Origin of the sequence: Flagellimonas sp., from assembly GCF_965601775.1 — a bacterium.
GTDB lineage: Bacteria > Bacteroidota > Bacteroidia > Flavobacteriales > Flavobacteriaceae > Flagellimonas.
In genome coordinates this window covers 3,424,749-3,451,292 of sequence record NZ_OZ271837.1, presented here as the reverse complement: position 1 = coordinate 3,451,292, position 26,544 = coordinate 3,424,749, and the positions used below count along the sequence as shown (strand labels likewise).

Here is a 26,544-nt window from a genome sequence, read left to right as displayed (position 1 = left end):
TTTCTCGAAAACCAACCAATATGGAAAAGCGACTGTTTTTAAAAAGATTGGGACAAACGGCCTTGGCCAGCCCATTTTTTGCAATGCCAATGGAAGTCTTCCCTCAAGATCAAAACCTACCATATCCTGAGGACGATGAAGCATTCTGGAAGCGAATCCGGATGGACTATGATTTAAAGCCAGACTACATAAATCTAGAGAACGGGTATTACAACTTTGTCCCTACTCCCATTTTGAACAAATACCTGGAGCATGTTCGCAAGGTGAACTACGAAGCATCCTATTATATGCGCACCGTCCAATGGGATAATAAGAATGCAGTTGCGGCACGTTTGGCAAAATTGGTCAATTGTTCTGAAAAAGAAATGATTGTAACTCGGAATACCACCGAATCACTGGATATGATTATTGGGGGTTTTCCATGGAAAAAGGGAGACGAAGCTATTTTTGCCGCCCAAGACTATGGTGCCATGCGTATCCATTTTCACCAACAAAGAGAGAGGTACGGAATTGTATGCAAAGAAGTTTCTGTGCCCAATCATCCCAAATCAGATGAAGAAATTGTTGAACTCTACGAATCACAAATAACCCCTAAGACCAAACTCTTGATGGTTTGCCATATGGTTAACATTACAGGACAAATTCTCCCCATTCGGAAAATATGTGACATGGCCCATTCCTATGGAGTTGACGTCATGGTAGACGGAGCTCATGCCGTAGGACACATTGAGGTAGATATTGCCGAGCTCGATTGTGATTATTATGGATCTAGCCTTCATAAATGGTTAAGTGTCCCTTTGGGTGCAGGTCTTTTGTATGTGAAGGAAAAGCATATTCCAAAAATTTGGCCCTTGTTTGCTGAACACGAAGATGACAAAACCAAGATTAGGCATTTAAACCATACAGGGACACACCCCGTACATACGGATTTGACCATAAACGATTCCATTGACTATTTGGAAATGATTGGTATGGAACGTAAGGAAAACAGAATGCGATTTATCCAACGTTATTGGTCTGACTCGTTACGGGATGTTGAAAATGTGGTTGTCAATACACCTCAGGAACCCTTCCGAAGTTGTGGAATAGCCAATGTGGGGGTAAAAACCATGACACCTCATGATTTGGCAAAAACCTTATTGAAAGAATTTAATATATGGACGGTAGCCATAGATTATGCGAATGTGAAAGGCTGCAGAATTACTCCAAATGTATATACCACAACGGAAGAACTTGACCATTTTGTAGATGCCATCAAAACACTGGCAAAAAGAGGTTAGTCAGAAATATAATCCACCAGTTTTTCAGGTCCTTCCAGAAGTAATCTTACAATTTGAAGCGTGCCATCGGTTTTGGTGGCGATTTGCCATTTTATGAGGGAGATTTGCCCTTTTTCAATCTCAATTCCAGTGATACTTCTTGGATGCACGCAACTACCATCATTAAAAAAAGGGATTTGACCGGGTTCTGGGAATCGGGGTCTGTGCGTATGCCCAGCGATGGTAATGCGCAAATCATTTTTTAAAATCCAACGTTTGATTCGTTTTTCTATCCGAATGAGTTCCTTGTAGTTTTTGGCAGGGCTGGTAGGGTCGGCGATTCCTACAACTTGAAGCGGCTTCCAAAGGATTCGCACCAAAAATCGACCTATGCGCCAACAAACGTAATTCCACCAATCTGCTTGATGTCCATGCATGCAAAACAGCTCTTGCTTGGATTCTTTGTGCTTTAGAACAAGGGCTTCGTGGTATTGTATCCCTTCAAACAAAGACTTGTCCGACCCATCAATAGGTTCAAAATAGTGTGTGAGATGTTTTTCAACATAGTTGGGATTCCGATAGACCATATCGTGATTTCCCCAAACCATGTGCAGTCTTTTCTCCAAATGGAATTTTCTCAGCAGCTGAAATACATTTTTATGAGCCTCAAAGATGGATTCAAAGCTTATATTCTCCCATAGTTCATCGCCATCACCCAACTCACAATACTGGAAACCTTCACGATAGTAATGACTCAAGGCATGAAAGTAAATGTTGCGATTGTTGGCAAAATCATCGGCAAAACTGTTGTCCCCCCTATGACAATCACTGAAAATGATGAACTTGGAATTATCATCAAAAGGTATGGTTTTAGCCTTTTTATAAGCCTTATCGAGTCGATTAAAGGAGGACATCGCCTAATTTTTCCTAAATATCCCAAAAAAATGCTTTTAAACCCATAAAGATTCCGTTAACACCTCTGCATTTCTGGATTTTGTAACTTTACCGGCTAAACAACGACTTAATACTGTATGCACCAAGACTACAATATGGAAAGTCCCATGCTTCAGTTGGTTAGTTTCAACAAGCTGTTGGAATTCTACGAAGAACAACTTAAAAGCGAGGACAAACATTTAGTGGACCGGGCCAAGTTCGTGTTGGATGCACAAGCACCTTATCCCGAATTACGCGAAGGTTTTAGTGATTTGAGTCTTTTGACCAAACATGAAGAGGTAATCCGTATTATTTTGGCGGACACCTGTTCTCCAGTACTGGGACTAAATGAAATTAAAACCATTTCTTCCCCTTTCGAGAATTTTGTTTTCAATTCATCGGTAAGATTTAAAAATATTTTGAAGGATGCCGGTGAAGATTATGAGTTGGAAATACGAAATCTTCCCAAGGATATCAACTATATCTTAAAATGTATCATCGTACTTAATTTCCATTACGGGTACAAAATGGATTTTAAGCGTCCCTTGTTTTATGATATTCCGGATAAGAATGGGCTAATGCGACACTATCGTGTGTTGTACAATGCCGATTTCATGGAAATTCACCCTACGGAGGCATCAAAGGAGTTGACGAAGGAGGATGTAGATGAACTTCTTGAGAACTTTGACAATATTGAGCTTTGGAAGGAAAAGATCCCGCCAAATAGTTTCGTGTCAAAAGGGTTTGTGATAGCAAATATGTTTGATGTTACCGCGGAACACTCTATTTCTGAGATTAAGTCTACGCTTATAGGGAGCAATAAAAGAAGCAATGAAAACTTTATGGATAGTTTTCAGGATACTTTTAGATCACTCTTCAACCTGCATGGCATACGAGTAGGTTTCGCAGGATATGATTCAGGGACCAATCGATTCCTTAAAATATATGGAAAAGGAATAGAGAGCTATCTATTGAATGGAAAGGAAATGGGGGTTTGCACCGATATGCTTTGCGAGGGTTCTTATGGCAAGTTGTTGGACGAAAACACGTATTTCACGATTTCCAATGTGGAGAGCTATTATAAGAAATCCAATGGGCAACAACCCTATAAAGGTTTGTATGAGCAGGGTATCCGTAGTGCCATTCTAGCCCCAATAGCGGATAATGGAACTCTTTTAGGTGTACTCGAGCTGGTATCCGATACCGTAAATGAATTGAATAGTGTGAACGCCAACAAGCTGGACGACGTAATGCCGTTTATTGTTTCTGCGGTGTTGCGCTCTATTGAGGAGGAAGAGAACTTGGTGGATGCCATTATCCAACATGAGTGTACCACGGTACATTCATCGGTATATTGGAAATTTCAGGAAGAGGCCAAAAAGTTTATGGCCGACGAATTGATTGGAAATCAACCTGTTTTTAGAGAGATTGCTTTTAAAAACGTGTATCCGCTTTACGGGCAAGTTGATATAAAACAATCCTCTAAGCAACGAAACATTTCAATTCAGCGGGATTTAATGATTCAGCTTTCCGAGATTAATAGCGTTCTCCATGAAGCCGTGAAAAAGTACAAACTTCCTATTTACGAGGAATTGATGTTTCGGGTTGATACCTATTTAAATGAGGTAAAGGAAGCACTGTATACCCATACCGAACAAGCTATTTTTGATTTTGTCAAGGAGGAGGTCAATCCAGTTTTCAATCATTTGAAGAAACTGGACAAAAAGTTGGCGGTATTCATAGAAGGTTATGAAAATCAGATTGACCCGACAACGGAGTCTTATTACGATCATCGTAGGAATTATGATGAAAGTGTAATGGAGGCGAATATGCAGTTGGCAGCTTTGTTGGATAAGAAACAAATTGAGGCCCAAGAAATGTTCCCACATTATTTTGAACGATACAAAACCGATGGGGTTGAGCATAACATGTATATCGGCAGTTCCATTGCCAATGATCGCATCTTTGATGAACTGTACTTAAGCAATCTAAGATTGTGGCAGCTTCAGGTAATGTGCGATATGGAAAATAAGTACTATGCACTTAAGCCCGAATTACCCGTTAAACTCGATGTTGCTTCTTTAGTTTTGGTATATAGCACGCCATTGGCTATCCGGTTTAGAATGGATGAAAAAAGATTTGATGTGGATGGCACATATAATGCTCGCTACGAAATCATCAAAAAGCGAATAGACAAGTCCTACATCAAAGGGACTAATGAGCGTTTGACCCAAAAAGGAAAACTGGCCATTGTCTATTCCCAACGCAAGGATGAAAAGGAGTATATGCGATATATCACATTCTTAAAGTCCAAAGGATATTTCACCAACAATATTGAAGTAGTTGAACTTGAAGGTCTTCAAGGGGTAACAGGACTTAAGGCGATTCGTGCTGAAATATTGTACACCAAGGATAAAAAGTCTGAACGGACCTATACCTATAAAGACTTGATGGAGGAGTTGAAGATATAGTTCAAAACGTCATTCTATCCGGCCCAAAAAAGCGAAAGGCAATACCAAAGGCAATTACTGAGACTATCATTCCTACCATGAAAATATTATAGGTCAGTCTTAGTATTTTGTATTTTTTATCCAATACCAATCCTAAAAAATACAAATCCTTGGTTAGGGAGGAGTATACGTATTCTTTGTCTTTAACCAGCTCTTGAAGGGCCCATTCGTAATCATCAAGGCTCATTTTGTGAAAGTTTCCGAAAAAGAGCAGATTGACTTTCTTGTCTTCAACATCTTTTTTTGTGAATTTTCCACTGGTCACATTTGGTCTTGTGGCCAATATAGAAAGCACCATGGACACCACACTGAATACTATAAAAATGAGTGTAGGATATATCAAATAGGTGTTGGAAGGATTGTCCAGTTTAGGGATTAAATTGGCCAATACCAATGAAATAATAATCGCATTTACAGACAGAAGAATGTTGGCTTTAGTATCCGCAATGTCACTTAATTTCAGATGATTTTTTAAGGTTACCCGATACAAGGTCTGAACACTCCTATCTGGGCTTTCACTTTTATACTTGGCTTTTAAGGCTTCTTTTTTGGCAATCTCTTTTTCAGTCTTTTTCTCCTTAACCAATTGTTTCAAATTCCTTTCCTTGCCTTCCTGCCAGTTTTCTACAGCATAATCCGTGTAAAATTGATGTTCATTCCGGAACATCTTAATGTTTTCATCCCTCCACTCTTTTGGGGTATACTCGGCGATTCCCAATTTTTCCAACTCCTCTTTTAAAAAGTCTGTGGTTTCCCAATAGCTTCTTTGGGCAAAATGTGAGGAATCGGCATCTCGAATAATCTGTTCGGATAGCCTTTTGGGCTCATAATAACGTTTAGTGGCCATTATATCATCACATATGGCTTCAATAGTGGTGGCGTCATATTCATTTCTAGTAAGAAATTCCTTGGCGATTGCACAACTGTTTTCTTCATGATTGCTTACCCCTTGGGTGTACCCTGTGTCATGGAACCAAGCGGCCAAAACCAGCTTTTCCTTTTCCAAATCCGTCAAATCGTAGTTGTTGAGTAATTCTTTAGTACTTTTAACTACACGCTGGGTATGTCGCAAATTGTGGTAAAGAAATTTCGGGTCAAGTTCTTTTTCCAAAAGTTCGGTAACGTAGTTTTCTGCTTTTCCAATTATTTCCGACATATCCTATGTTTGAAAACTCCAAAATACAAAATTTTGGTATCAACCTTATCAATATGAAGTTACGCCTAATATCGCTGCTATTACTTCTCTTTGTTGCCAGCTGCGCAACCTACAAGGAAAAATATGCAGAGCCATTTCAGAAAAGCATTGTTCCCGAAGAAAAAATAGTTGAACACACATTTTATTTGATTGGAGACGCAGGTAAATCCCCTATTGGAGAATTGAACCCAGCACTTCAAAATTTCAAGGCGAAATTAGAAAAGGCACCGCAAGCAAGTACTGCACTTTTTTTAGGAGATAATATCTATCCCAAAGGGATGCCGGACAAAAAGGATGACCCTGAGGGCTTTAAGAAAGCAAAAAACAGTTTGGATGCCCAACTCGCAACTTTAAATGGGTTTAAAGGAAATCCCATTTTTATTCCTGGGAATCATGATTGGTATAGTGATGGACTCAAGGGATTGGAACGGGAAGAGGAATATATCCAAAAGGCTTTGGATAGCAAGAAAGTATTTCAACCCAGAAATGGATGCCCTATAGAAAAGATTGAAATAAGTGATAAGGTAATCGTTATTGCAGTCGATTCTGAATGGTACTTGGTGGATTGGGACAAGCATCCCACAATTAACGATGATTGTGAGATTAAGGATAGAGTTCGGTTTTTTGAGGAATACGAAAGCCTCATCAAAAAGAACTTGGACAAAACGATAATTGTGGCCATCCACCATCCTATGTTTACTTATGGGTCGCATGGAGGACACTATTCCTTTAAGCAACATATATCTCCCACTAGCGGGAAATTACCATTGCCTATTCTGGGAAGCATAGCGAATTTGTTACGCAAAACCTCGGGAGTTTCCATAGAAGACCAATCAAATCAAATGTACAATCGCCTGAAAAAGCGAACGGTTACCTTATCCCAATACTCCAACAAGGTGATTTTTGTTTCTGGTCATGAACATACCTTACAATACATTGAAGAAGAAGGAATACCCCAGATTGTCAGTGGTGCGGGAGCTAAAACTGGAGCCACCAAGCTTCGGAATGGCAGTAAATTTTCTACAGGAAGAACGGGGTATGCCATATTAAAGGTGTTTACTGATGGTTCTTCCAAAGTCGATTTTTATGGACCAAGAGACAATGGCACAGAAGAGTTTTTATTTAGTTCGGAGGTTTTACCTGCGGATTTGAAAGGGGACACCAAAGAATACCCAACGGATTTTCCAAAGTACAAGGAGGCTTCGGTGTATTCAGAGGACGAAATTCAGAAATCTGGTTTTCACAAATGGATGTGGGGGGAACGGTATAGAAAGTACTATGCCACAAAAGTAAAGGCCCCCACGGTTTTACTGGATACTTTGTATGGTGGTTTAAAAGTGGTACGAAAAGGAGGAGGGAACCAATCCAATTCTTTACGATTGCAGCATAGTGACGGGCGGCAATTTGTAATGCGAGACCTTAGAAAGAGTGCAGAACGGTACTTGCAGGCCATTGCTTTTCAAGAACAATTTATAATAGGGGAGTTTGATGAATCCTATACCGAAGAACTTCTCTTGGATTTATATACCGCAGCTCATCCTTATGCACCATTTACGGTTGGAGATTTATCGGATGCTGTGGGGATTTATCACACCAATCCTAAACTATTTTATATACCCAAACAATCCACTTTAGGAGACTTTAATAATGAATTTGGGGATGGTTTGTATATGATTGAGGAACATGTCTCGGATGGTCACGGGAATTTGGCAAGTTTTGGCTACGCCAATAAGATTGAAAGTACTTATGACCTAATCAATAAATTGAGGAAAGATGAGAAGTACAAATTGGATGAATTGGCCTATGTAAAGGCAAGGTTATTTGATATTCTAATCGGAGATTGGGACAGGCATATAGACCAATGGCGTTGGGCGGAAGTTGATGATCCGAATGGAGGGAAAATTTTCAAGCCAATTCCAAGGGATAGAGATCAAGCCTATTCACGTTGGGGTGATGGACTTATTTTAGGAATTGGATCCCGAACCATTCCAGGGCTAAAGATTTTTGAAGGCTTCAACGAGGAGGTCCGAAATGTAAAAGGGTTTACTTCTTCTCCCCGAACATTTGCTTTGGACATGGCCATACTTTCAGAGACTGATTTGGATATGTGGGTGAAGCAGGCCAAATACTTGCAAGAACAAATTAACGGGGAGGTAATTGACAAAGCCATGCAAAACTTTCCGGAAGAAGTTAGGGATGAAACGGTTCAAAAAATCAAAAGCAACCTACTGTCACGAAAAGAAGATTTGGTAGAGATTGCCAAGGAATACTTTGGGATTTTGAATAAGTTCAGTGTAGTGACGGGAACAGACAAAGACGATTACTTCAGCATACGTTCTTTGCCTAATGGCAACTTGGAAGTCAAGGTATATCGAATAAAGGGAGGAGAGAAAAAGGATTTATTCTTCAATAAAACGTACAACCCTGAACATACCAAAGAAGTATGGGTCTATGGTTTGGATGATGACGATGTTTTCGACATTAACACTCCTGATTCCAAGATAAAGGTGAGAGCTGTGGGTGGACAGAACAATGATGTTTACCAAATTGCAGATAAATCGAGGAAAGTGCACGCCTACGATTTTAAGGCCAAGAAGAACACCTATGATCAAGCCTACGGGGGTAGTATCCATAAACTCAATGACTATGATACCAACAATTACGTTTTTGAGAAAGTAAAGGCGAGTAACAATCAGTTGCTGCCTGAATTTGGATTTAACCCAGATGATGGGATTATTTTAGGCTTGGCGAATACCTATACTTTTAATGGTTTTAGAAAAAACCCTTTTACACAAAGACATACGGTTAGTGCCGGGTTTTATTTTGCGACAAACGGATTTGATTTAGGCTATAATGGGGAGTTCGCCCATCTTTTTAACAATGTTAACCTGGAAATTGACGCAAGATTCACCAGTCCAAACTTTGCCATCAACTTCTTTGGTTTTGGAAACGAAACAGTAAATAATGATGATACGGAAGAACTGGAGTTGGATTTTAATCGCGTACGAATACAGACCATAAAGTTCAAACCCTCTTTGGTTTGGCGGGGTAGATTGGGTTCCAAAGTTCGCCTTGGAGTGTTCTATGAAAATTATGATGTGGAAGAAACCGAAGGTAGATTCATAGAGGGCTTTTTCACAGATGCCGGGAGGGACCCAGAACAGGATTTCTTTGGAGTGGATGCGGAATACAGCTATTCCAATGCAGATAATGAAGCCTTTCCAACTTTGGGGATGAGCTTTTCCCTTCAAGGGGGCTACACTATGAATGCAACGGATTCAGATAGGGCATTTGCCTATATCATTCCCAGTTTGGCTTTTGTTCATAAGCTTACTTCAGACGGACGTTTGGTTTTGGCCACAAATCTTAAGGGGCATGTCAATTTTGGTGACGATTTTGAATTTTATCAAGGAGCAAGTATAGGGGCCAATAATGGTTTGCGTGGTTTTAGGTTCCAGCGGTTTACAGGGAAATCAGCATTTTTCCAAAATTCTGATATTCGCTACAGTTTTCGTCGCTCACGTACTGGGCTTTTACCAGTTACTCCCGGAATCTTTGGCGGATTTGATTATGGAAGGGTATGGTTCCCAGGAGACTCGTCGGATAAGTGGCACAATTCGTATGGTGGTGGATTTTTTATCAATGGCGCCGATATTATTTCTGCCAATGTTGGACTTTTCAACAGCGCAGACGGGATTCGTTTCGCTTTCGGATTTGGTTTCGGATTTTAATTTTTAGCAAGGGAATACTTATAGAGGTTTCTTCCCTTGGTTTTAGACTGCTCATCGGCAATCAATAAGGTCTCGTTGTCCAAAAAGGCTATGGATTCTTGTTGGGTCCGATACAATACATCGATTACCTGGACCTTTCCCTGGGTAAAATCATCAAAAGAAAAATCAGTATAGAGCCAAATAAACCCAGAGCCTAAGAGTACGATTTTTTTTCCATCTGGAGAGATATCCGCGCCGGTAACGGAGCAAAACTGACTATCCGTACAGGTTGTCAGCTCCCCGACCAATTCGGCTTTGTATTTTCCTGGTGTGTCGGGAACTTTATAAATGAAAGCCTTTCCCGTGTAAGGTCTTGCCCTGTTTTTTGTGATTAAATAGAGTGAATTTCCATGATGGAAGAACGCCTCACAATCAAAATGTAAATTTTTCTTTTTTGGGGGAAATTTCTTTTGCTCCGGATATTCAAATTTTATTTTTTCCACAGATGCTTTTCCATCCTTAAACCCCTTGTTATTATTGATTTTAAGGATTGAAAGATTTTCTCTGTCATTTGAATTGTTCCCAAAGTTGCCAATGTAAATATTGTCTTCTTCATCCTTGGCTAGGTCCTCCCAATCATGATTCTTTCCATTCTCAACTTTAAATTCCCTGACTAAATTGCCTTCTTGGGTTATCTCATATATTTTGTCCTTGTTCCCATTATCTTCAATTACCCAAAGGCTTTTGTTTTTTAAGGCGATCAAGCCCGAGACTTCACTCAACTTGGTTGGTAATTTGCCAAGATATTCCAAGTCGCCATACCACGGTTTTTGTGCGCAAGCCTGGCATACTATTAAACTAATAAGCAGAATCAATCTATTCATCGGAATTCTTTAAGGGCATATAAATCTCAGCTTGCCATTCCAATTCATTACCTCCTAAGGAAGGATTATCTCGAAATATTTCGATGGGATTGGAATTTACAGGGATTCCGTTCTTTTCGGCATAAGTCAAAATGCGATACCATGCACGGTCTGAGGTAATATAGTTACCGTTATAGATGGCCTTGATAGCTTTTTTACTGGGGTATTCTTTAAATTTTATTTCGTGGTGAATAGGAAGTGAATCCGTTTTCTGAATCGGATAGCAAAAGTTAAATGAAATGCTGTCTGAGACTGTATTCCATTCTGTGATTTCTACAAAGGGCGTTCCTATTGGTTTTAAATTATTCTCCTCGATGAAACTGCTCAAGTAAGGAAAATCCCGCATCATTCCAAAAGCCTTCTCAGCTTGGGCTCCCTTTGCGGGAAGATAAGCGCAAAAGCTAGCCGGTAAAGTGGCCTCACCTTCAACGCTGACCTTGAATTTTTTAATATGGTTATTTAGGATATCACGGTAATCCAGCAAGTTTTTCTTTGAACGTTGTTCGATTACTGAATTGGTAAATGGAATAAGAATTCTGTTTTTAAGACTGTTGTTTTTGTCGGTAATACGCACTTTTATTCTTGAGGTAGAATCAGTAACGGGAGTAATGATCCATTGGTAATCGACTAGTGAATCTCCAAATTGCAACCTTTGATCAATATGCAACAAGTCTTTTTGTCCTATAATTTTCCCTGAGAAGTTTTTGCCCCATTTTTTTAGTGTTTGGTTGATGGCACCGGGGAAAGTATTTGCTTTAAAGGTTACCGTATAATCGCTTGGTTTAAGAAACAGGTACCAGAATAGAAGAAAAACCAAGACAAATACCAATCCAATGGAAATTTTTCTTTTCATACGCTCCTTAAAATCTGTGACTATTGGGTCATCTGTAGATTATCAATTACAAATTTGCCAAGATTTCGACCTTGATTCACACCGATTTCCACTGCTGCTCTATAATGGATTCCGCCATACATTCTGCTAATTGCAGCTTCATCTGCGGCAGCTCTAAAGGAAGGAAAGGAACGTACAGGTAAACCGTAGGGAACCTCAGTATCATCATCAAAAGCAAAATTATCACCAAATACATCGGTAAGGGCCACAGCAGCTGCTCCAGAAACCACACTATGCCCACTAGTGTATTCTGGAAAGGGGGGAGTTTGCAAAATAGGCTCCCAGTTTTCATCAATATGCTCGTTGATTAAGGTTTCCGGTCTAATAAGATTACTTCTATACTTTTCGTCCCAACAACTGATAAAGGCATCCGCCATGGCAATGGAAGCTTTGGTATAGGCATAAACCGTTTTGTACACATCGGCATTACTTTTTCTGCTGGCTATTTTTGTGATACCAATCCAGTGGGCTCCAGGTGTAATTTTTTTGGTAGCAAACATCAAATGTCCTCTGGTTACCGAAACGTATGGGTTACAATCCCAAAACTGCGCAATCTGAACCTCTTCAGAGCTATCTCCTTTGGACGTAATATCATTGCTGATGTCATAGACTTCTTGAACTTCTTTATAGAAATCTGAATCCTTTTCCATGGAAAACGGAGGAGGAGGAGTGGGTTTGAATTGACTCGCAGAATCAATTACGAATGGACGAATTTTACTCCAGTGAGGCTCAATACCGGCCATGTATGCAGGAGGAGTGGGCTGCCAACGAGAAGGATTATCTGTATCTACGGTGAATTTGGGCATAGTACGCGTTTGGGCATAATTATCCCCATTCATCCACTCCGAAATATGTTCCGCCACCTCAAGACCATACGTTTTGGAAACTTCAAATTGTTTTGGATTCTTATTTTCCCATAGAGCATACAGGCTATCTCGATAGGTTTCGATTCGTTCTTCTGAAAAAATTAGTCTTTTGTTCAAATCGATATGTGCCACCAAGGCAGCTAATTCATAGTTCAAAGAGGTCGTGTCCGATGGTTTTGGAATCGGGCTAAGCTCCCTTACTTGGTTCGCCAAAGAAAGATATTCATTGTCCTGTGAGGCAAGGATTTCATAAGCGGCGATATTGGGATATACAAATATCCGACTAGCAACAGGCGGAGAGAAAATGTCATGGATCATTACCTGTGTCACCCGATCCACGGACTCATGAAAATCCTCCGTTGAGATAACAATATCTTCTTTTTTTTGTGAGCAAGAAATTACTAAAACGGCCAAAAACAGCAACAGCCCTATTCTACGTATCATTTTAAACATTTTAGTTGAGTAGTTTATACATTTTTGCTTTTTCGTTGTTGAAGGCTATCAAGAGATAATCACTTTCGCCAACGGTAAGAACATGCATATGTCTTACAGATTTTTTGGTTAGGTCCAACCCTAAATTATCTCCCAAAATTATGTCATTTTTAGAAGAAATCAATGCGCCAGGGAAGGAATCAAACCTACCATGGAAAGGAGTGGTTCCAAAGTAATTCCCTGAAACCAATACCTCTTCAGTACCGTCAGCATCAAAATCATGCGACGTGAAGGCGGTTAAGGGGGATACTTGAAGTTCTTCAGGAAAAGGAACAAAACGAAACGTTCCATCGGTATTCTCCAAATATCCTGAATGTAGTTCGGTCACTTCTAAAATGGAAGCTTGGTCCAAAACCGATTTCTCAAAGAGCGCCTCAATAGGTTTGCCAGCGAAATCGCTATAGTTTACAAAAGTTTTTCTAAGGGATACTATTTGACTGGACAACTCATCCAAACCAAGAAGTGGATATTGTTTTCCATTTTTCTGGGTGGTGATAATGGTCTCGGTTCTTCCATTGCCATCAAAATCTGAGAAATAAAGATTCATGGGAGCATTAGGGCTAGCCTTGAACTTTGAATTGGTTCCCCAATTCCCCAGTAAATAATCCATATCCCCGTCCTTATCAATATCAAAAGGATGTATTTTCCTCCATAGGCCTTTCAACGTATCTTCTTCCTCCAATAGTGAAACTTCTTGAAATCCGCTCGATGTGTTTTCAAAGAATTTGGGTTGCATCCACTCCCCAACGACTATCAAATCATCTCTTCCATCAGCGTTGAAATCACTCCATACCGCATCAGTGACCATTCCCATTTTTTGAAACACATTTTCCGCAGCGATTATAAAACCATTTTTCGTGTTTTCAAGAAGGTAAGAGTTTGGGATTTCCCCAAACTTCGAAGTCACTACATGATTGCCGACAAAGACGTCTAAATCACCATCGTTATCAAAGTCGTTCGACCTGATTATGGAAGTGTTGCCAAAAGATTCAGGTAAGTTTGCTTCCTTATAGACTGAATCACTTTGAACAAACAAGGTATTTAATAGGGGTTTGGCCTTTCCTGAAAAGTCCGCACCACCAGCACCAATGAAGAGATCATTTTTTCCATCTCCATCAAAATCATTGATTAGTGCGGTAATTTCTTCGCGAATGGAATCCTTAAGGATTTCAGGGAATTTTTGTTCTACAAAGCTGGTGTCAGCCTGTAAATAAATTCTTGAAAGGGAGAATTTGGAACTTCCAAAGAATATATCAGTTTTACCGTCCTGATTTAGATCACCTAAAGCCAAGGCAGGTCCTCTATCTGAAACACGATACGGAATCAATTTTTCTCGATTGAAGTCAATATGGTTATCCTCCTTATGATCAAAATCAATACCCAGGTTAGAATCCACTACTTGGAACAAGGGTTTAGCTTTTGGTTTTAACCTACTGTATTCAAATGGCTTAGCATCATTTTTACCAAGCTTTATGGTCTGGTTTACCTCTATGTCTTTGACCATTTGATAGGTTTTATCGGGCCAAATGATTTTCAAAGAATCCACTTTTTGAACTTGGCCATAGCCAAAATGGATAACAGGTTCTGAACTGGATTGGAATCCCCTATTTGGAAAAAGCTCTTTGAACTGCAAGGTGCCATTATGGTAAGAAAACACTTTTGCCCCAACACCAAAGGGGTTTTTCCCCTCAAATCTTAATTTTATTTTGAGATAATTAGCCTTAGCATCTGTCTTATTAATGTAAAGGGTAGCTTCCGTATTAATATTATTGGTAACTAAATCGAGATCACCGTCATTATCCAAGTCACCATAAGCGGTTGCTCCAGATACCAAGGTGTCTTGGGTTATCCACTGTTTGGACTTGTTCTCAAATTTCAGTCCTTTTAACCCTTTGAAGACTGAATTGTTCACAGTGCCCGAAGGCATTAGATTCAGGGCTTGCTGGTCCACCAATTTGGTGTTATCCAGCTTTTTTTGGATTTGTTCGTTCGATACAAATCGGATAAAATCCAAATCATTGGGTCGCTTTGGAATTCCGTTTGAGACAAATACATCTTGTTCTCCATCCTGATCATAATCACCAAAAAGTGCGCTCCAGCTCCAATCCGTGGCTGCAATTCCACTTAACAAGGCGGTCTCCAAATAGTTGCCTGAGGGTTGGTTTACATACAACATGTTGCGTGTAAACTGATAGTGGTACCCAAAGCGCTCGACCCGTAATCGTTGTACTTGGATATTATCGTCACCTTCAGAAGATTTCAGAGGAATTTCATCTTCTGGCAACATATCAAGTGATAATAAATCGGGAAGCCCATCATGGTTGATATCAGCAACGTCACTCCCCATGGAGAAACGGCTGGTATGTCCAAAATACTCCCTTAAGCTATCAGTAAAGGTCCCATCCCCATTATTGATGTAGTAATAATCATCTTCGTGGAAATCATTACCAATATAAAGGTCCGGATACCCATCTTGATTGAAATCGGACACAGAAATACCTAGTCCGTAACCATTGATGCCTCCAAAAATTCCTGCTTCTTCACTGACCTCGGTAAAAGTGCCGCCATCGTTTCGCATCAATTTATCGCCGGTTTCGTAGTTTCTTTCATAGCGTAGGTCTACTCTCCCAAATGATTCTTGGGTATGAACTGCATGGTTCAATACATAAATATCCAAATCCCCATCCAGGTCATAATCCAAAAAAGCCGCCGAAGAGCTGTAGGAATCAAAGTCAAGACCGTATTTAGAGGCACTTTCTGTAAAGGTGTTGTCCCCATTGTTTATGAAAAGCTCGTTATAGCCCTCAAAACCATTGATGCCCACCACGGCACAAACATACACGTCCAAAAAGCCATCTCCATTGACATCTCCCATAGCGACACCCGTATTCCAATCACTTTCGCCTACAATTCCTGCAGCTTCTGAAATGTCCTCAAATTTCAGGTTTCCCTTATTGAGATAAAGCTTGTTTTTAATTCGATTCCCGGAAAAGAAGATATCTGGAAGGTCATCATTATTGATATCACCAATGGCCACTCCACCGCCATTGTAAAAATAGAGGTAGTCCAAAATATTTAGATCATCAGATTCTTCAAGGGAATTCGTAAAGGTGATTCCCGTTTGCTCAGAAGAAGGGTTTTTGAAAAGCTCTCCCTCCTTGTTTTTACAACTAAAAACAAGTAAACTGATTAGAAGACCAAAGCAATATTTATTCATGTATAATTTTCTCAAAAAACAATGGTTTTGAATCATTGATGCCAATGATATAATGTTCTTTATGGTTAATGGTTGCTTTTTCTATACTTCTTGCTGGCCCTGGAATGTCAATTAATAGGTCTTGTTTCCAAGAAAAGCCGTGTTCGTCAAAACCTAGTAGAATACCATGGGAAGCATCCATTCTGCCCAATTGGGTACTTATCTCGTACGTATTTCCAACTAATAGCAAATCCTTCTCGCCCGACTGGTCAAAATCATCTACAAACATATCATTTACAGTAGATATTTGAGCTATGTTGGGAAGGGGTTTCTTTTGGAAATCCAAGTTTCCATTATTTTCAAAATAACAACTGGCCAGCTCAAAAACCTTCTTATTTAGAGCTTCGTTTAGATTTTTAGCCCCAAAAAGGTCTTCAAGCGAGGCTTGTGCAAAACTTTTATAGGATAAGAACTCTTTGTTGAGAAAGGGCATTTGCTTTACCAATTCATCTTTTGAGGCGAAGGGAGTCTCCTTACCCGCATGAAAATAGGTGACCAAGGTTTCCACGGAACCGTTGGCATCAAAATCCTTTCTGTATAGATTGATGGGATAAGCAACGGATGCTTTTAACTTGCTGTTCAATCCCCAGTTGCCAGCAACTAGGTCAATATCCCCATCAGCATCAAAATCTTCCGCAATTATTGAATTCCAAAGACCATTGGTTTCCTTGAGACTTTCGGATGAAGCTAACTTCAATTGTTTTCCATCGTTCAGGAAAATAGTTATGGGCATCCAATGCCCCACAGCAATTAAATCCTGAAAACCATTGCCATCCAAATCGACCCATAAAACATCTTTTATGTTCCCTGTAGTTTGAAATTCTTTTGACATGTTGGCGGTTACATCCGTAAACTTCCCTTTCCCGTCATTTGCAAACAAATATTGAAGATCGGATATTCCGAACTCTCTTGGTTTTTGGTCGGAGACTATCGTTAAGTCCATATCCCCATCATTGTCAAAATCCGAAACAGTTATTTTGGAGGCATTTAACTCTATGCCTTGGAAAGCTGAACCATCCTTTACAAAGCCACCATTTTGATTTAAATACAAACGAGGTCTAATTCTGTCCGAGGACTTAAACTCATTTCCCCCGCTCGCAACAATTAAGTCTTGGGCACCATCTCCATTGGCATCAAAGAATGCATGCGTTACATCTTCATTGAAGGCATCTTTTGAAAAAAGGGTGTCGTCAAGAATGTCAAATTTGCCGCTTGCTGTTTGCAGGTACAATACAGAAGATTGTGCTTTGGCTCCAGAAATGAAAATGTCATCCAAACCATCACCGTTTACATCCGCTATGCTGATGTTTGGACCATTATTGGTATTTGCAAAGGGAATCAAGGGGTCTACATTGAATTCAACGGATGTTTTTTCGTTGTGGACAAAGGGAATGATACTGTCTTTTGCTCTAAAAATAGTTCGGGGTAAATGCATTTTTTCACCAGAAGAATCCCTGGAATTTTCATATTTGAGCGAGACAAGCCCATAGGGTACTCTCCTCAAGGTCTCGGTCTTCCCCAAAGGCCAAGAAACCACTAGCGAATCGACAATGGAATCTTTTCCCAAACCAAAATGTAATCTATTGGAAACAGCGGATAAATAACCTTTAGCAGGAAAGTTTTCCTGGGTTTGCAATGTCCCATTAACGTAGGTCATGACTTTGGCGCCAATTCCCAAAGGATTTGCTGAACTTCCCTCAAAAGCAATGATGAGGGACTTATTTTCCCCGTTTTGGGTATTTTCCAGAATAAGTGCTTCTTCATCCACATTGTTCACAACAATATCCAAATCTCCATCAAGGTCAAGGTCAACATAGACGCAGCCATGGCTAAACGAATTTTCCGTTTGATACCAGCTATTCGTTACATTGCTAAAGGTGAGGTCCCCTTTGTTTTCAAAAAAATAGTTAGGTACTTTTTTTTCAGGCAGTTCGTTGATAAAAGCCATTTCTTTTTGAGTCATACCAGCATCTATTACCTTTTGGATTTTTTCATTGGCAATAAAGCTTATGAAATCCATATCGTTGGTAGCTCCTTTAATTCCGTTTGAAATGTAAAGGTCTTTGTGACCGTTATTATTGAAATCCGCAGCCAAAACCCCCCACGACCATTCCGTGGCCGCTACGCCACTCATGTGTGCTATTTCACTAAATGCCTTACCATTTCTATTTAGATGAAGGGTATTTTGCATATACTGAGGGGCGAATCCGTTCTTTAGATATTGATCATAGGTAGGGAAAGCGTATTCCAAACCCGACGTTTTATAGGTTTCCAAGTTCTCGGGAAGCATATCTAGCGAGATAATGTCCGACCAACCATCATTATTGATATCCGATATGACATTTCCCATGGAAAAATGGGATGTATGGCCCAGAATTTTTTCATCGGCAGAAATCATTTCCTTGAAGGTGCCATTGACTTGGTTAAGATAGAAGTAGTCATTTTCGAAAAAGTCATTTCCGACGTAAACATCAGGATACCCATCATTGTTTACATCACTTATTCCAATACCGAGACCATATCCTATGGATCCTTGAAAAATGCCAGCCTCTGCAGAAACATCCACGAATTTTCCAACATCATTTCTATAAAGAATATCACCGGACAAGGAATCTATTTGTTTACGCTTACTTCCTTTACCATAGGTGCGATTTGGTTTTACTGAATGATTGAGGAGATACATGTCCAAATCGCCATCCAAATCGTAATCGAAAAAAGCAGCTTGGGTAGAAAAACCTGAAAAATCGAGATTATACGTATCAGCTTCCTCCTTGAAACTGGGGATTCCGTTCTCATCTGCCCCTTGATTCACGTAGAGTAAATTTTTACCCTTTAAATTCTGATAGTTGCCTACTTTACAGACATAAATGTCCAGCCAACCATCATTATTGATATCAACATGGGTGACCCCAGTGGTCCAACCTTTTGAATTATCTATCTGGGCAGCTTGGGTGATATCCTTAAACTTAAAATCCCCTTCGTTCAAGTAAAGCTTGTCCGAATTTTGATTGGAGGTAAAATACAAATCAGGAAGTCCATCATTGTTAAAATCTCCAGTGGCCACTCCAGCACCATTATAATAATATAAATAGGTAAGGATGTTCAGTTCAGGAGTATCAGTCAATTGATTTTTAAAGGATATTCCGGTTTCGGAAGCAATTCTTTTTACGAATAACTTCTCCTCTTGCTGTTTTTGCGTGCACGCGAATAACAAAACCCCAAATAGGCAGAGTATACCCCAAATTCTTCCCATGAAATCAAAATAGGGTGAAATATAGCCATTCCCTTAAGAACAGAAAAAAGGGAATCGTTAATGTTTGAAAATGAACCAAAGCGTTGGGAAGGGGAGTGTTATAAAGTTGGGGTTACTCCTCCAAAGTATACCATTCAATGTTGGTCAAAATATCCCTGCGCCCTTTTTTGTCAGGTGCATAGTTTGTTGCCAGATAATTGACAATAATTTCCTCGTTGTTGCCCAGGTCCCAAAGGTTTTGGGTTTCTTGCATCCAGCGTATGGTGGCTACCCATCCTTCCTTGCTCATTCTGTTTTGGGTAACCAATTTGGCGGAATGACAATTGGTACAATTCTGGATTACTTCGGTCATACCCTCACCATCCACAAAACCTGTAGCGACATGGATGCCATTTTCTATTAAATCTTCTGGAACTTCCTGAACGTTGACCAATTCGGTTATGTCAGGTTCCTTTTCAAAAACGGAAGGGTTCTGAACAACATACAACAAGGTAAAAATGCAAAGTAGGATGACGCCAAAGCCAATGATTAGTTTCCTATAAAGAAGTTCAACCTGATTTTTAAAACGGTTCTCAAACGACATATTAGGAAACTTTTATTGCAATACGGTGACAGGCGTTGTTTAGATATCCTTTAGGATTCCACCCTGGCAATAACATGGGTTGACTCGCACCATTGGCATCTTTGGCCCTCGCCCAAACTTCATAGTATCCCTTTTTAGGAAAGTTATTGATAGCCGCACTAAAATGTTGCCATGCCAAGCGATTTACAGGTCGTTGTAATGAACATGGTTTCCAGGTTGAACCAAAGTCTATTGAATATTCAACGCTTTGTACTTCCAGTTCTCCAGCCCAAGCATGCCCCCTAATATTCAAAGTTTGCCCCGACTTGATAATAGCTCCTGATTTGGGATAGGTAATCAAGGACTTAACCGGCATAGATTCAATAATGCACATGTCTTCGTCTGCAACCTTTTCGCCTGGAGCTACGGGTTCACAAGGTACTCGGTATGAGGTCCCTGTCATTTTAGCTCCGTCATGAACTTTATCCCGAATGCTAATTCGATTCACCCATTTTCCAGAAGTTGAGGCCGGCCAACCTCCACAAACTAAACGAAGAGGATAACCATGTGCTAATGGAATGTCCTTTCCGTTCATTTGAAATGCCAACAAGGTTTCGTCCTGCATGGCTTTTGCTATGGGAACTCCTCGCGAAATAGGTTCTTTTTCAGGATTTCGGCTTAGGTGAATATCAGCAGCATGATACCCAATGTAGACTGCATTCGACTGGATACCAACATCGTCCAAAACATCTCTTAAGCGAACCCCTGTCCAATTGGCACAAGAAACAGCCCCAACGGTCCATTGATTTCCTTTTGCGGGTGGATTAAATTCACTTCGACCATTACCTCCACATTCCAAAGTAAGCTGATAGGTGTACTGTTGAAATTTGGATTTCAATTCGGATAGGGTATAGGTTTTGGACTTTGAAACAGATTCCCCATCAATAATCAAGGTCCAGTTTTTTGCATCAATATTCTCCGGGATTAACCCATTATTTCGGATGAACATGTACTTATTCGGAGTTACCTTATCATCCAAAAGATGTGCTTTCGCCTCAATATTCCAGGGCTTGTTATTAAGCACAGTCATACCAGTATCCTTGTTGAAGAGCTTAAATGGGTCCGGGTCCTGCACGGCCAATGGAGTATAACCTAGAGGAATTTTATGCCCAAAAGCAATTTCCATACCTAAAATGGTGGCTAACGAGCTTAAAGAGGTTTGGGATATAAAGCGTCGTCTATTCATATAGGCTTAGTGAAATATAATATGCAGGGCAATCAGAGAAAGCAGCATCCCAATTCCAGCTTTACCCAATATCGGGGAGGCAGGTTCTGCTCTTAGTTTGTCCCTTACAAATCCAGTTCTAGAACCAATCCAAATGATTACGAAACCGATGAGAATCACCCACATAGCTCGGATAAAGTAATTCATATCCGGAAAATATTCCAAGAAGAAAAACTGTAACGGGATTGTTGCCAAAAATCCGAACAACGCGACGCGATGCTTGGGAAAGGCCAAGAAAGCTGCAGCGGAAATAAGAACAACAATACCACAATTGATGAAATACCTAAGTTGGTTTAGGGTATGTGTGAAAGCGGCTCCAGGATCTTGGAATTTCAGATATAGCAGTACAATACCAATGATTACTCCAGATATAAAAGAAATCAAAATAGCCCTTTTCCCAGAGCGCACCACCTGTTGATCAGAGGCGTTCTTGTTTACATAAACCTTATAAATGTCAATCGACCACAATGTTGCCAACGAATTAAATGTAGAGTCGACCGTACTCATCAACGATGCGAACAATGCACAAAGAATAAGACCTTTTACACCGACAGGTAAATAAGTATTTACCAAATAGGGGAATGCAGCATCTGGTTCTGGTAGACCATTATCACCCAAAATGCCAACCAAGGCAATACCTGGCAAGATGATAATGGCTGCCATAAAATACTTCATGAGTCCACCTACCATAAGACCAATCTGAACATCTTTCAAACTCTTGGCTGCCAAAGAACGTTGCACAACGGATTGATTGGCACACCAGTAATTAATATTTAATAGAAACGCTCCGAAAATATGAATCCAAGGAAGTGTGTCGTGATCTGCAGGTAAATGCAGGTGCATTAAATGTCCCGTTTTTTCGTACAGTTGTGACCATCCACCCAAATGGTAAATGGCAATGAACATAACAACCACGCCTCCCGTCAGCAAAATAGCAAACTGGATAACATCTGTTCGTACTACCGCAGCCAATCCTCCAAAATAGGTATAGGTAGCAGAAAACAAACCTAGAAATAAAATAAGGATGGCGATTCGTATCAGCCGATCCGAATGGATAAAGGACAAATAATCCCCAAAAACCAAATCTACCGAGTATGCACCCCAGAACAAAGCTGCCCCCAAGGTGATTGTAGAAAACAGAAGAATATTGGCCCCAGAATAAAGGAGTGCCACCGTACTGCCGAGTCTTGTTTTGATGAATTGGGTAATCGTGATGATTTTTTCCCGCAGATACATCGGAACAAAAATGAAGGCAGCCAACAAAAGTCCTTGTATTGCATTGATTTCGAAGTTGGCTTGGGCCAAACCATATAAGTAGGCCGATCCCATGAACCCCAGAAATTGATATCCCTGAACATTTGTTGCAATGGTAGAAAAGGCGATGGAGGGCCATCTTAGATTTCTACCACTTAAAAAGTATTCTTCGGTTGTCGCTTCTTTGGAAGTTCTGCCCGTGATTGCTGTTGCAAAAACAATAATGAAATAGGCACTTACGATAAGTAAATCAATCATATACTAGGTTGTTAGAGGAATTAGTTCCATAGCACATGTATCCAAACGAAGACAATGTAATATCATAGGTTTAGGTCGATGGTTGGTTATGGAAATTTAATTTAACTACCCAATATACCATTTTGTTTTCAATAAAAGCCTCTTATCCTTGCTATATTCTCACTCCTGCAGCTAATGGCGTTGCAGGTTCTTCAGTACTTACTTTTCCTTGGGCTATAGGCATTGAAAAAGTTTTCAACCTAGGTAAGACAAGCTTGGCAAAACGTTCACATTCTTCTTTGTGCGGATACCCCGAGAAGATAAAAGCACGAATGCCCATATCCATATATCTATTGAGCTTTTCAACAATTTGGTCTGGATTTCCAACCAATGCGGCACCACAACCTGATCGTCCACGACCTATTCCGGTCCACATATGGGGTTCTACATAACCATCATCCTCAGAAAGTTCACGCATTTCGGCTTGTCTGCTTACCCCATAGGATTTTGCATCCAAGGCCCGTTCACGCATTTCCTTACCTTGCTCCACACCTAACTTGGAGACAATGCTATCTGCGTAGGCTCTCGCTTCCTCTTCGGTTTCTCGTACCACAACATGTACACGCAGTCCAAAATCCACTTTTCTTCCGTAGGAGGCGGCTTTGGCACTCATGTTTTCCATTAGTTTTCTCAAGTTCTCCTCGGTTTCAGGCCACATCAAGTATACATCACAGTGTTCGGCACAGAGGTCCACGGCAGCAGGAGAATACCCTCCAAAATATAATAACGGACCACCATTTTGGTAGGACTTGGTAGGTAATGAGGAGACTTTGAGGTTATAAAATTTTCCTTGATAGTCAATTTCATCCTGTGTCCATCCTTGCTTTAGAATTTCAATTACTTCTCTGGACCGTTGATATCGGTCTTCGGATGACATGTTTTCTTCACCGGGAAGCGGAGAAGAAATGATATTGATGGTAAATCTTCCTTTTAAAATATGATCAATTGTTGAAAGGGTCCTACCCAACATGGCTGGGTGTATTTCACCACAACGAATGGCCGCCAACATATTGATTTGTTTTGTCATGGGTGCAACCGCAGAAACAAAAGGCAGTGTATCTTGCCCCACCTGATAGGACGACGGGCACAAAATGTTTCTAAAACCACCTTTATCAGCAGTTAACAAAATTTCCGATGTGTTTTCGAAAGTGCTTTTATAATCCATGCTTCTTTCGCCCAAATATCTATCATCACCATTACAGATGGGAGCAAACCAGGAAACTTCGGCTCCTTCAAGATGTGGGGATCGTATTGTAATTTTTGAATTTTCCATTACTGATATGTTGTTTTTTTAATCAATTTCTCTTCCAAGGGCTGCTTCCCAAAGCATATACCATTCTTCATGGGTAAGGGTAATATCCAATGCTTTATAGGCAGTTTGAATACGTTCCAGCTTGGAGGTTCCTAATACGGGAACGATTCCAGCAGGGTGTTTTCTGAGCCATGCATATAATAACTGGTCGTGTGCAGCATTATACTTTTCTCCCAGAGTATCCAATACTTTTTGAATGGCCATAATTTCTGGCGAAGCTGCCTTTCCAAATAAGCTTCCCCCTCCCAAGGGTGACCAAGCGGTAGGGATTATATTTAATTTTTGACATTGGTCCAATGTGCCATCCACAAATGCATTTCTATGCAAAATGGAAATCTCCACCTGATTGGTTATCAGGGGTATAAAAGAATGTAACAAGTCAAATTGGGATGGTGAAAAATTGGATACACCAAAGTCCAGTACTTTTCCAGATTGTTTCAAAGTGGAAAGTGCTTCGGCTATTTCATGTGGATTGAAAAGGTAATCCGGTCTATGCAATAGAAGAACATCCAGGTAGTCGGTTTGAAGATACTTCAGGGACAAATCCACCGATTCCAATATATGCTTGGCCGAAAGGTCATAGGACTTGATTTTATGGGATGGTCTATTGCCCGACACCAACTTTATACCGCATTTCGTTGTAATTCGCATTTTCTCGCGAAGGTCCTTTCGTGATTTCAATACCTTACCAAAATCCTCTTCAGTAGTGTAGTGCCCATAGATATCGGCATGGTCAAAGTCAATCAAACCAAGTTCCATGCATCCTTCAATGAATTTTTCATATTCAGAAGTTGATAGTTGACTGCCCCAAGTACCCAATCGCATGGTACCTATTATTAGAGGGGATATATTTTCTTTAGTTAGGCCCATAGAAATTATTTAATTCTCATATTGGGTCAAATTTAACCAAATAAACCAAAAATGTAAACGTTTACATTATAAAATTTCATAATATTGCTGAGATTTCACATTTAAGAAAATTGAATAGAAAATGATAACGATCATTTCGGGGTCAAATCGAAAGAATAATAAGACAATTCACTTTGCGAAGCACGTTTTTGACGAGCTGAAAACCTTGGCGCAAGAAGAAGTGAAATTTTTGGATATTTCTGAGTTTGCCGGGGACGTAGTCAATGAAACTATGTATAAAGATTCAGACCAGCCTAAGGTTGTCCAATATATACAGGATGAATACTTCATTCCGGCTACGAAGTTTTGGTTTTTTGTTCCAGAATACAACGGAAGTTATCCTGGGATTGTCAAACTACTCTTGGATTCCATGTCCGTAAGGGAATATCAGAAGAGTTTTGCCGAGAAAAAGGCGTGTATTACTGGAATTGCTTCGGGTAGGGCAGGAAATCTAAGAGGAATGGATCACTTGGCGGAGGTGTTGAATCACTTAGGGATTCATGTGCACCCGAATAAAAATCCAATATCTTCCATTTACAAAATGCTAAACTCTGAAGACAATACCGTCAATGAGGAAGCGCAGGACACTTTAGGGAAACAATTGCAGCAATTTCTAGACTTTTAATTGTCTAGTCTATTTTTGAGGATTCCCTTTCGACCAGTTTTGGAGAAAGTATTTTGGTAGTTGGCCTCTGTTTCTTGTTCATATTTTGTAACAGTAGAGTGGCTGACAGTTCTCCCATGTGCGCATTTTCTTGGTCAATGGAACTAATCGTGGGTTGTGTAAGGGTACTAAAGTGGGCGTTGCCAAAACCAATTAGCTTCATTTTTTTGGGTACTTCTAGCTGTAAGGTAGTCAGTAGGTTGAGTACGTGTATGGCCATTTCATCCCCAAAGGCAAAAATGCCATCAATTTTTGGATGTTCTTTGAATAGGTTTTCCAAATGCTTTAAATCCTGGGTTGCATCTGATTTAAGCTCGGTGATTTGGTAGGACACCTCAGTTTCATGCTTTTGAATTGCTGCTAGGAAACCGCGCTTCCTTTCGTTAAAAATACCTACGTCGGAATTGCCAGCAATGTGCAATAGCGTTTTGCAGTTGTTATTGATAAGGTGCTCTGTGGCGATATGGGCACCCAAATAATTATCGAGCACTACGGTATTTATCGCTTCCAATGATGGGGGCCTATCAAAAAACACAATAGGAATTTTAGCATCGATGAGCTTTTGGATATGCCCATAATCGGTAGTTTCTTTGGAAATCGACATTAAAACACCATCCACATTAAGTTTCATAAAAGAATCTAAGGCCGAATTCTCTTTTTCTTGCAGCTCATGGGTCTGTGAAATGATTATGTTGAATCCAGATTCGCTGACTACACGTTCTATTCCATTTATAATGTCACTGAAAAAAGAGTTGTTGACCTCAGGAACGATTACGCCAATGATTCTGCTTTTTCCGCTGCGCAATGCAGCCGCCATCATATTGGGACGATAATCCAACTCTTTGGCTGCTTTTAGCACTTTTTCCCGAGTTTTGGGAGATACCAACGGACTATCATTGAACACTCGAGATACCGTGGCCAGGGAAACCCCTGTCATTTTCGCGATTTCTTTGATTCCAGCCACCTACATGA

Annotated in this window: 17 protein-coding genes; 4 read left to right on the top strand and 13 right to left on the bottom strand. The window is 40.2% G+C overall.

Annotation, left to right across the window (positions count from 1 at the left end):
• Positions 1 to 20 precede the first annotated feature (20 nt).
• Positions 21 to 1,280 carry an aminotransferase class V-fold PLP-dependent enzyme gene (locus tag ACSLUF_RS15865; protein WP_435623637.1) on the top strand — a complete coding sequence of 420 codons (1,260 nt, stop codon included), beginning with the start codon at positions 21 to 23 and terminating at the stop codon, positions 1,278 to 1,280.
• Here ACSLUF_RS15865 and ACSLUF_RS15860 read toward each other — a convergent pair.
• On the bottom strand, positions 1,277 to 2,173 hold the full coding sequence (locus ACSLUF_RS15860; RefSeq protein WP_435623636.1) for a metallophosphoesterase: 897 nt from the start codon (positions 2,171 to 2,173) through the stop codon (positions 1,277 to 1,279). The genes ACSLUF_RS15865 and ACSLUF_RS15860 overlap by 4 nt on opposite strands.
• 117 nt (positions 2,174 to 2,290) lie before the next feature.
• On the opposite strand from ACSLUF_RS15860, the gene ACSLUF_RS15855 reads away from it, so the two are divergent.
• On the top strand, positions 2,291 to 4,663 hold the full coding sequence (locus tag ACSLUF_RS15855; protein WP_435623635.1) for a GAF domain-containing protein: 2,373 nt from the start codon (positions 2,291 to 2,293) through the stop codon (positions 4,661 to 4,663).
• Between the two features lies 1 nt (position 4,664).
• Here ACSLUF_RS15855 and ACSLUF_RS15850 read toward each other — a convergent pair whose 3' ends face one another.
• The gene (locus ACSLUF_RS15850; protein WP_435623634.1) at positions 4,665 to 5,858 is read right to left on the bottom strand and encodes a Pycsar system effector family protein; all 1,194 of its coding nucleotides are present in this window, start codon (positions 5,856 to 5,858) and stop codon (positions 4,665 to 4,667) included.
• 53 nt (positions 5,859 to 5,911) lie between these two features.
• Here ACSLUF_RS15850 and ACSLUF_RS15845 point away from each other — a divergent pair, with 53 nt between their 5' ends.
• The gene (locus ACSLUF_RS15845) at positions 5,912 to 9,628 is read left to right on the top strand and encodes a BamA/TamA family outer membrane protein (protein ID WP_435623633.1); all 3,717 of its coding nucleotides are present in this window, start codon (positions 5,912 to 5,914) and stop codon (positions 9,626 to 9,628) included.
• Here ACSLUF_RS15845 and ACSLUF_RS15840 read toward each other — a convergent pair.
• From ACSLUF_RS15840 to ACSLUF_RS15795, 10 genes are all read right to left on the bottom strand, one after another.
• The gene (locus tag ACSLUF_RS15840; RefSeq protein WP_435623632.1) at positions 9,625 to 10,491 is read right to left on the bottom strand and encodes a hypothetical protein; all 867 of its coding nucleotides are present in this window, start codon (positions 10,489 to 10,491) and stop codon (positions 9,625 to 9,627) included. The two genes, ACSLUF_RS15845 and ACSLUF_RS15840, sit on opposite strands and share 4 nt — an antisense overlap.
• The gene (locus ACSLUF_RS15835) at positions 10,484 to 11,383 is read right to left on the bottom strand and encodes a GyrI-like domain-containing protein (protein WP_435623631.1); all 900 of its coding nucleotides are present in this window, start codon (positions 11,381 to 11,383) and stop codon (positions 10,484 to 10,486) included. Before ACSLUF_RS15835 ends, ACSLUF_RS15840 begins: the two co-directional genes overlap by 8 nt.
• 20 nt (positions 11,384 to 11,403) lie before the next feature.
• Positions 11,404 to 12,732 carry a vanadium-dependent haloperoxidase gene (locus ACSLUF_RS15830; RefSeq protein ID WP_435623630.1) on the bottom strand — a complete coding sequence of 443 codons (1,329 nt, stop codon included), beginning with the start codon at positions 12,730 to 12,732 and terminating at the stop codon, positions 11,404 to 11,406.
• 10 nt (positions 12,733 to 12,742) lie between these two features.
• Positions 12,743 to 15,997 (bottom strand): VCBS repeat-containing protein, encoded by a 3,255-nt coding sequence (locus tag ACSLUF_RS15825; RefSeq protein WP_435623629.1) that lies wholly within the window; start codon positions 15,995 to 15,997, stop codon positions 12,743 to 12,745.
• Positions 15,990 to 19,289 carry a VCBS repeat-containing protein gene (locus tag ACSLUF_RS15820; RefSeq protein WP_435623628.1) on the bottom strand — a complete coding sequence of 1,100 codons (3,300 nt, stop codon included), beginning with the start codon at positions 19,287 to 19,289 and terminating at the stop codon, positions 15,990 to 15,992. Before ACSLUF_RS15820 ends, ACSLUF_RS15825 begins: the two co-directional genes overlap by 8 nt.
• A gap of 112 nt (positions 19,290 to 19,401) precedes the next feature.
• On the bottom strand, positions 19,402 to 19,872 hold the full coding sequence (locus ACSLUF_RS15815) for a monoheme cytochrome C (RefSeq protein WP_435623627.1): 471 nt from the start codon (positions 19,870 to 19,872) through the stop codon (positions 19,402 to 19,404).
• Between the two features lies 1 nt (position 19,873).
• Positions 19,874 to 21,097 carry a sulfite oxidase gene (locus tag ACSLUF_RS15810; protein WP_435623626.1) on the bottom strand — a complete coding sequence of 408 codons (1,224 nt, stop codon included), beginning with the start codon at positions 21,095 to 21,097 and terminating at the stop codon, positions 19,874 to 19,876.
• A 6-nt stretch (positions 21,098 to 21,103) separates the two neighbouring features.
• Complete coding sequence (locus tag ACSLUF_RS15805) at positions 21,104 to 22,648, bottom strand: SLC5 family protein (RefSeq protein WP_435623625.1); 1,545 nt, start codon at positions 22,646 to 22,648, stop codon at positions 21,104 to 21,106.
• A gap of 151 nt (positions 22,649 to 22,799) precedes the next feature.
• On the bottom strand, positions 22,800 to 23,960 hold the full coding sequence (locus ACSLUF_RS15800) for an LLM class flavin-dependent oxidoreductase (protein WP_435623624.1): 1,161 nt from the start codon (positions 23,958 to 23,960) through the stop codon (positions 22,800 to 22,802).
• Positions 23,961 to 23,978: 18 nt separating this feature from the next.
• The gene (locus tag ACSLUF_RS15795; RefSeq protein WP_435623623.1) at positions 23,979 to 24,869 is read right to left on the bottom strand and encodes an aldo/keto reductase; all 891 of its coding nucleotides are present in this window, start codon (positions 24,867 to 24,869) and stop codon (positions 23,979 to 23,981) included.
• 121 nt (positions 24,870 to 24,990) lie between these two features.
• Here ACSLUF_RS15795 and ACSLUF_RS15790 point away from each other — a divergent pair, with 121 nt between their 5' ends.
• Entirely contained in the window at positions 24,991 to 25,533 is a 543-nt protein-coding gene (locus ACSLUF_RS15790) for an NADPH-dependent FMN reductase (protein WP_435623622.1), read from the top strand.
• 4 nt (positions 25,534 to 25,537) lie between these two features.
• On the opposite strand, the gene ACSLUF_RS15785 is transcribed toward ACSLUF_RS15790, so the two are convergent.
• The gene (locus ACSLUF_RS15785) at positions 25,538 to 26,536 is read right to left on the bottom strand and encodes a LacI family DNA-binding transcriptional regulator (RefSeq protein ID WP_435623621.1); all 999 of its coding nucleotides are present in this window, start codon (positions 26,534 to 26,536) and stop codon (positions 25,538 to 25,540) included.
• Positions 26,537 to 26,544: the final 8 nt, after the last annotated feature.

Excerpts from the sequence above, each read along its gene's own strand:
- ACSLUF_RS15865 (WP_435623637.1), top strand. The coding sequence starts at position 21 with ATGGAAAAGCGACTGTTTTTAAAAAGATTGGGACAAACGGCCTTGGCC.
- ACSLUF_RS15860 (WP_435623636.1), bottom strand. The coding sequence starts at position 2,173 with ATGTCCTCCTTTAATCGACTCGATAAGGCTTATAAAAAGGCTAAAACC.
- ACSLUF_RS15855 (WP_435623635.1), top strand. The coding sequence starts at position 2,291 with ATGCACCAAGACTACAATATGGAAAGTCCCATGCTTCAGTTGGTTAGT.
- ACSLUF_RS15850 (WP_435623634.1), bottom strand. The coding sequence starts at position 5,858 with ATGTCGGAAATAATTGGAAAAGCAGAAAACTACGTTACCGAACTTTTG.
- ACSLUF_RS15845 (WP_435623633.1), top strand. The coding sequence starts at position 5,912 with ATGAAGTTACGCCTAATATCGCTGCTATTACTTCTCTTTGTTGCCAGC.
- ACSLUF_RS15840 (WP_435623632.1), bottom strand. The coding sequence starts at position 10,491 with ATGAATAGATTGATTCTGCTTATTAGTTTAATAGTATGCCAGGCTTGC.
- ACSLUF_RS15835 (WP_435623631.1), bottom strand. The coding sequence starts at position 11,383 with ATGAAAAGAAAAATTTCCATTGGATTGGTATTTGTCTTGGTTTTTCTT.
- ACSLUF_RS15830 (WP_435623630.1), bottom strand. The coding sequence starts at position 12,732 with ATGATACGTAGAATAGGGCTGTTGCTGTTTTTGGCCGTTTTAGTAATT.
- ACSLUF_RS15825 (WP_435623629.1), bottom strand. The coding sequence starts at position 15,997 with ATGAATAAATATTGCTTTGGTCTTCTAATCAGTTTACTTGTTTTTAGT.
- ACSLUF_RS15820 (WP_435623628.1), bottom strand. The coding sequence starts at position 19,289 with ATGGGAAGAATTTGGGGTATACTCTGCCTATTTGGGGTTTTGTTATTC.
- ACSLUF_RS15815 (WP_435623627.1), bottom strand. The coding sequence starts at position 19,872 with ATGTCGTTTGAGAACCGTTTTAAAAATCAGGTTGAACTTCTTTATAGG.
- ACSLUF_RS15810 (WP_435623626.1), bottom strand. The coding sequence starts at position 21,097 with ATGAATAGACGACGCTTTATATCCCAAACCTCTTTAAGCTCGTTAGCC.
- ACSLUF_RS15805 (WP_435623625.1), bottom strand. The coding sequence starts at position 22,648 with ATGATTGATTTACTTATCGTAAGTGCCTATTTCATTATTGTTTTTGCA.
- ACSLUF_RS15800 (WP_435623624.1), bottom strand. The coding sequence starts at position 23,960 with ATGGAAAATTCAAAAATTACAATACGATCCCCACATCTTGAAGGAGCC.
- ACSLUF_RS15795 (WP_435623623.1), bottom strand. The coding sequence starts at position 24,869 with ATGGGCCTAACTAAAGAAAATATATCCCCTCTAATAATAGGTACCATG.
- ACSLUF_RS15790 (WP_435623622.1), top strand. The coding sequence starts at position 24,991 with ATGATAACGATCATTTCGGGGTCAAATCGAAAGAATAATAAGACAATT.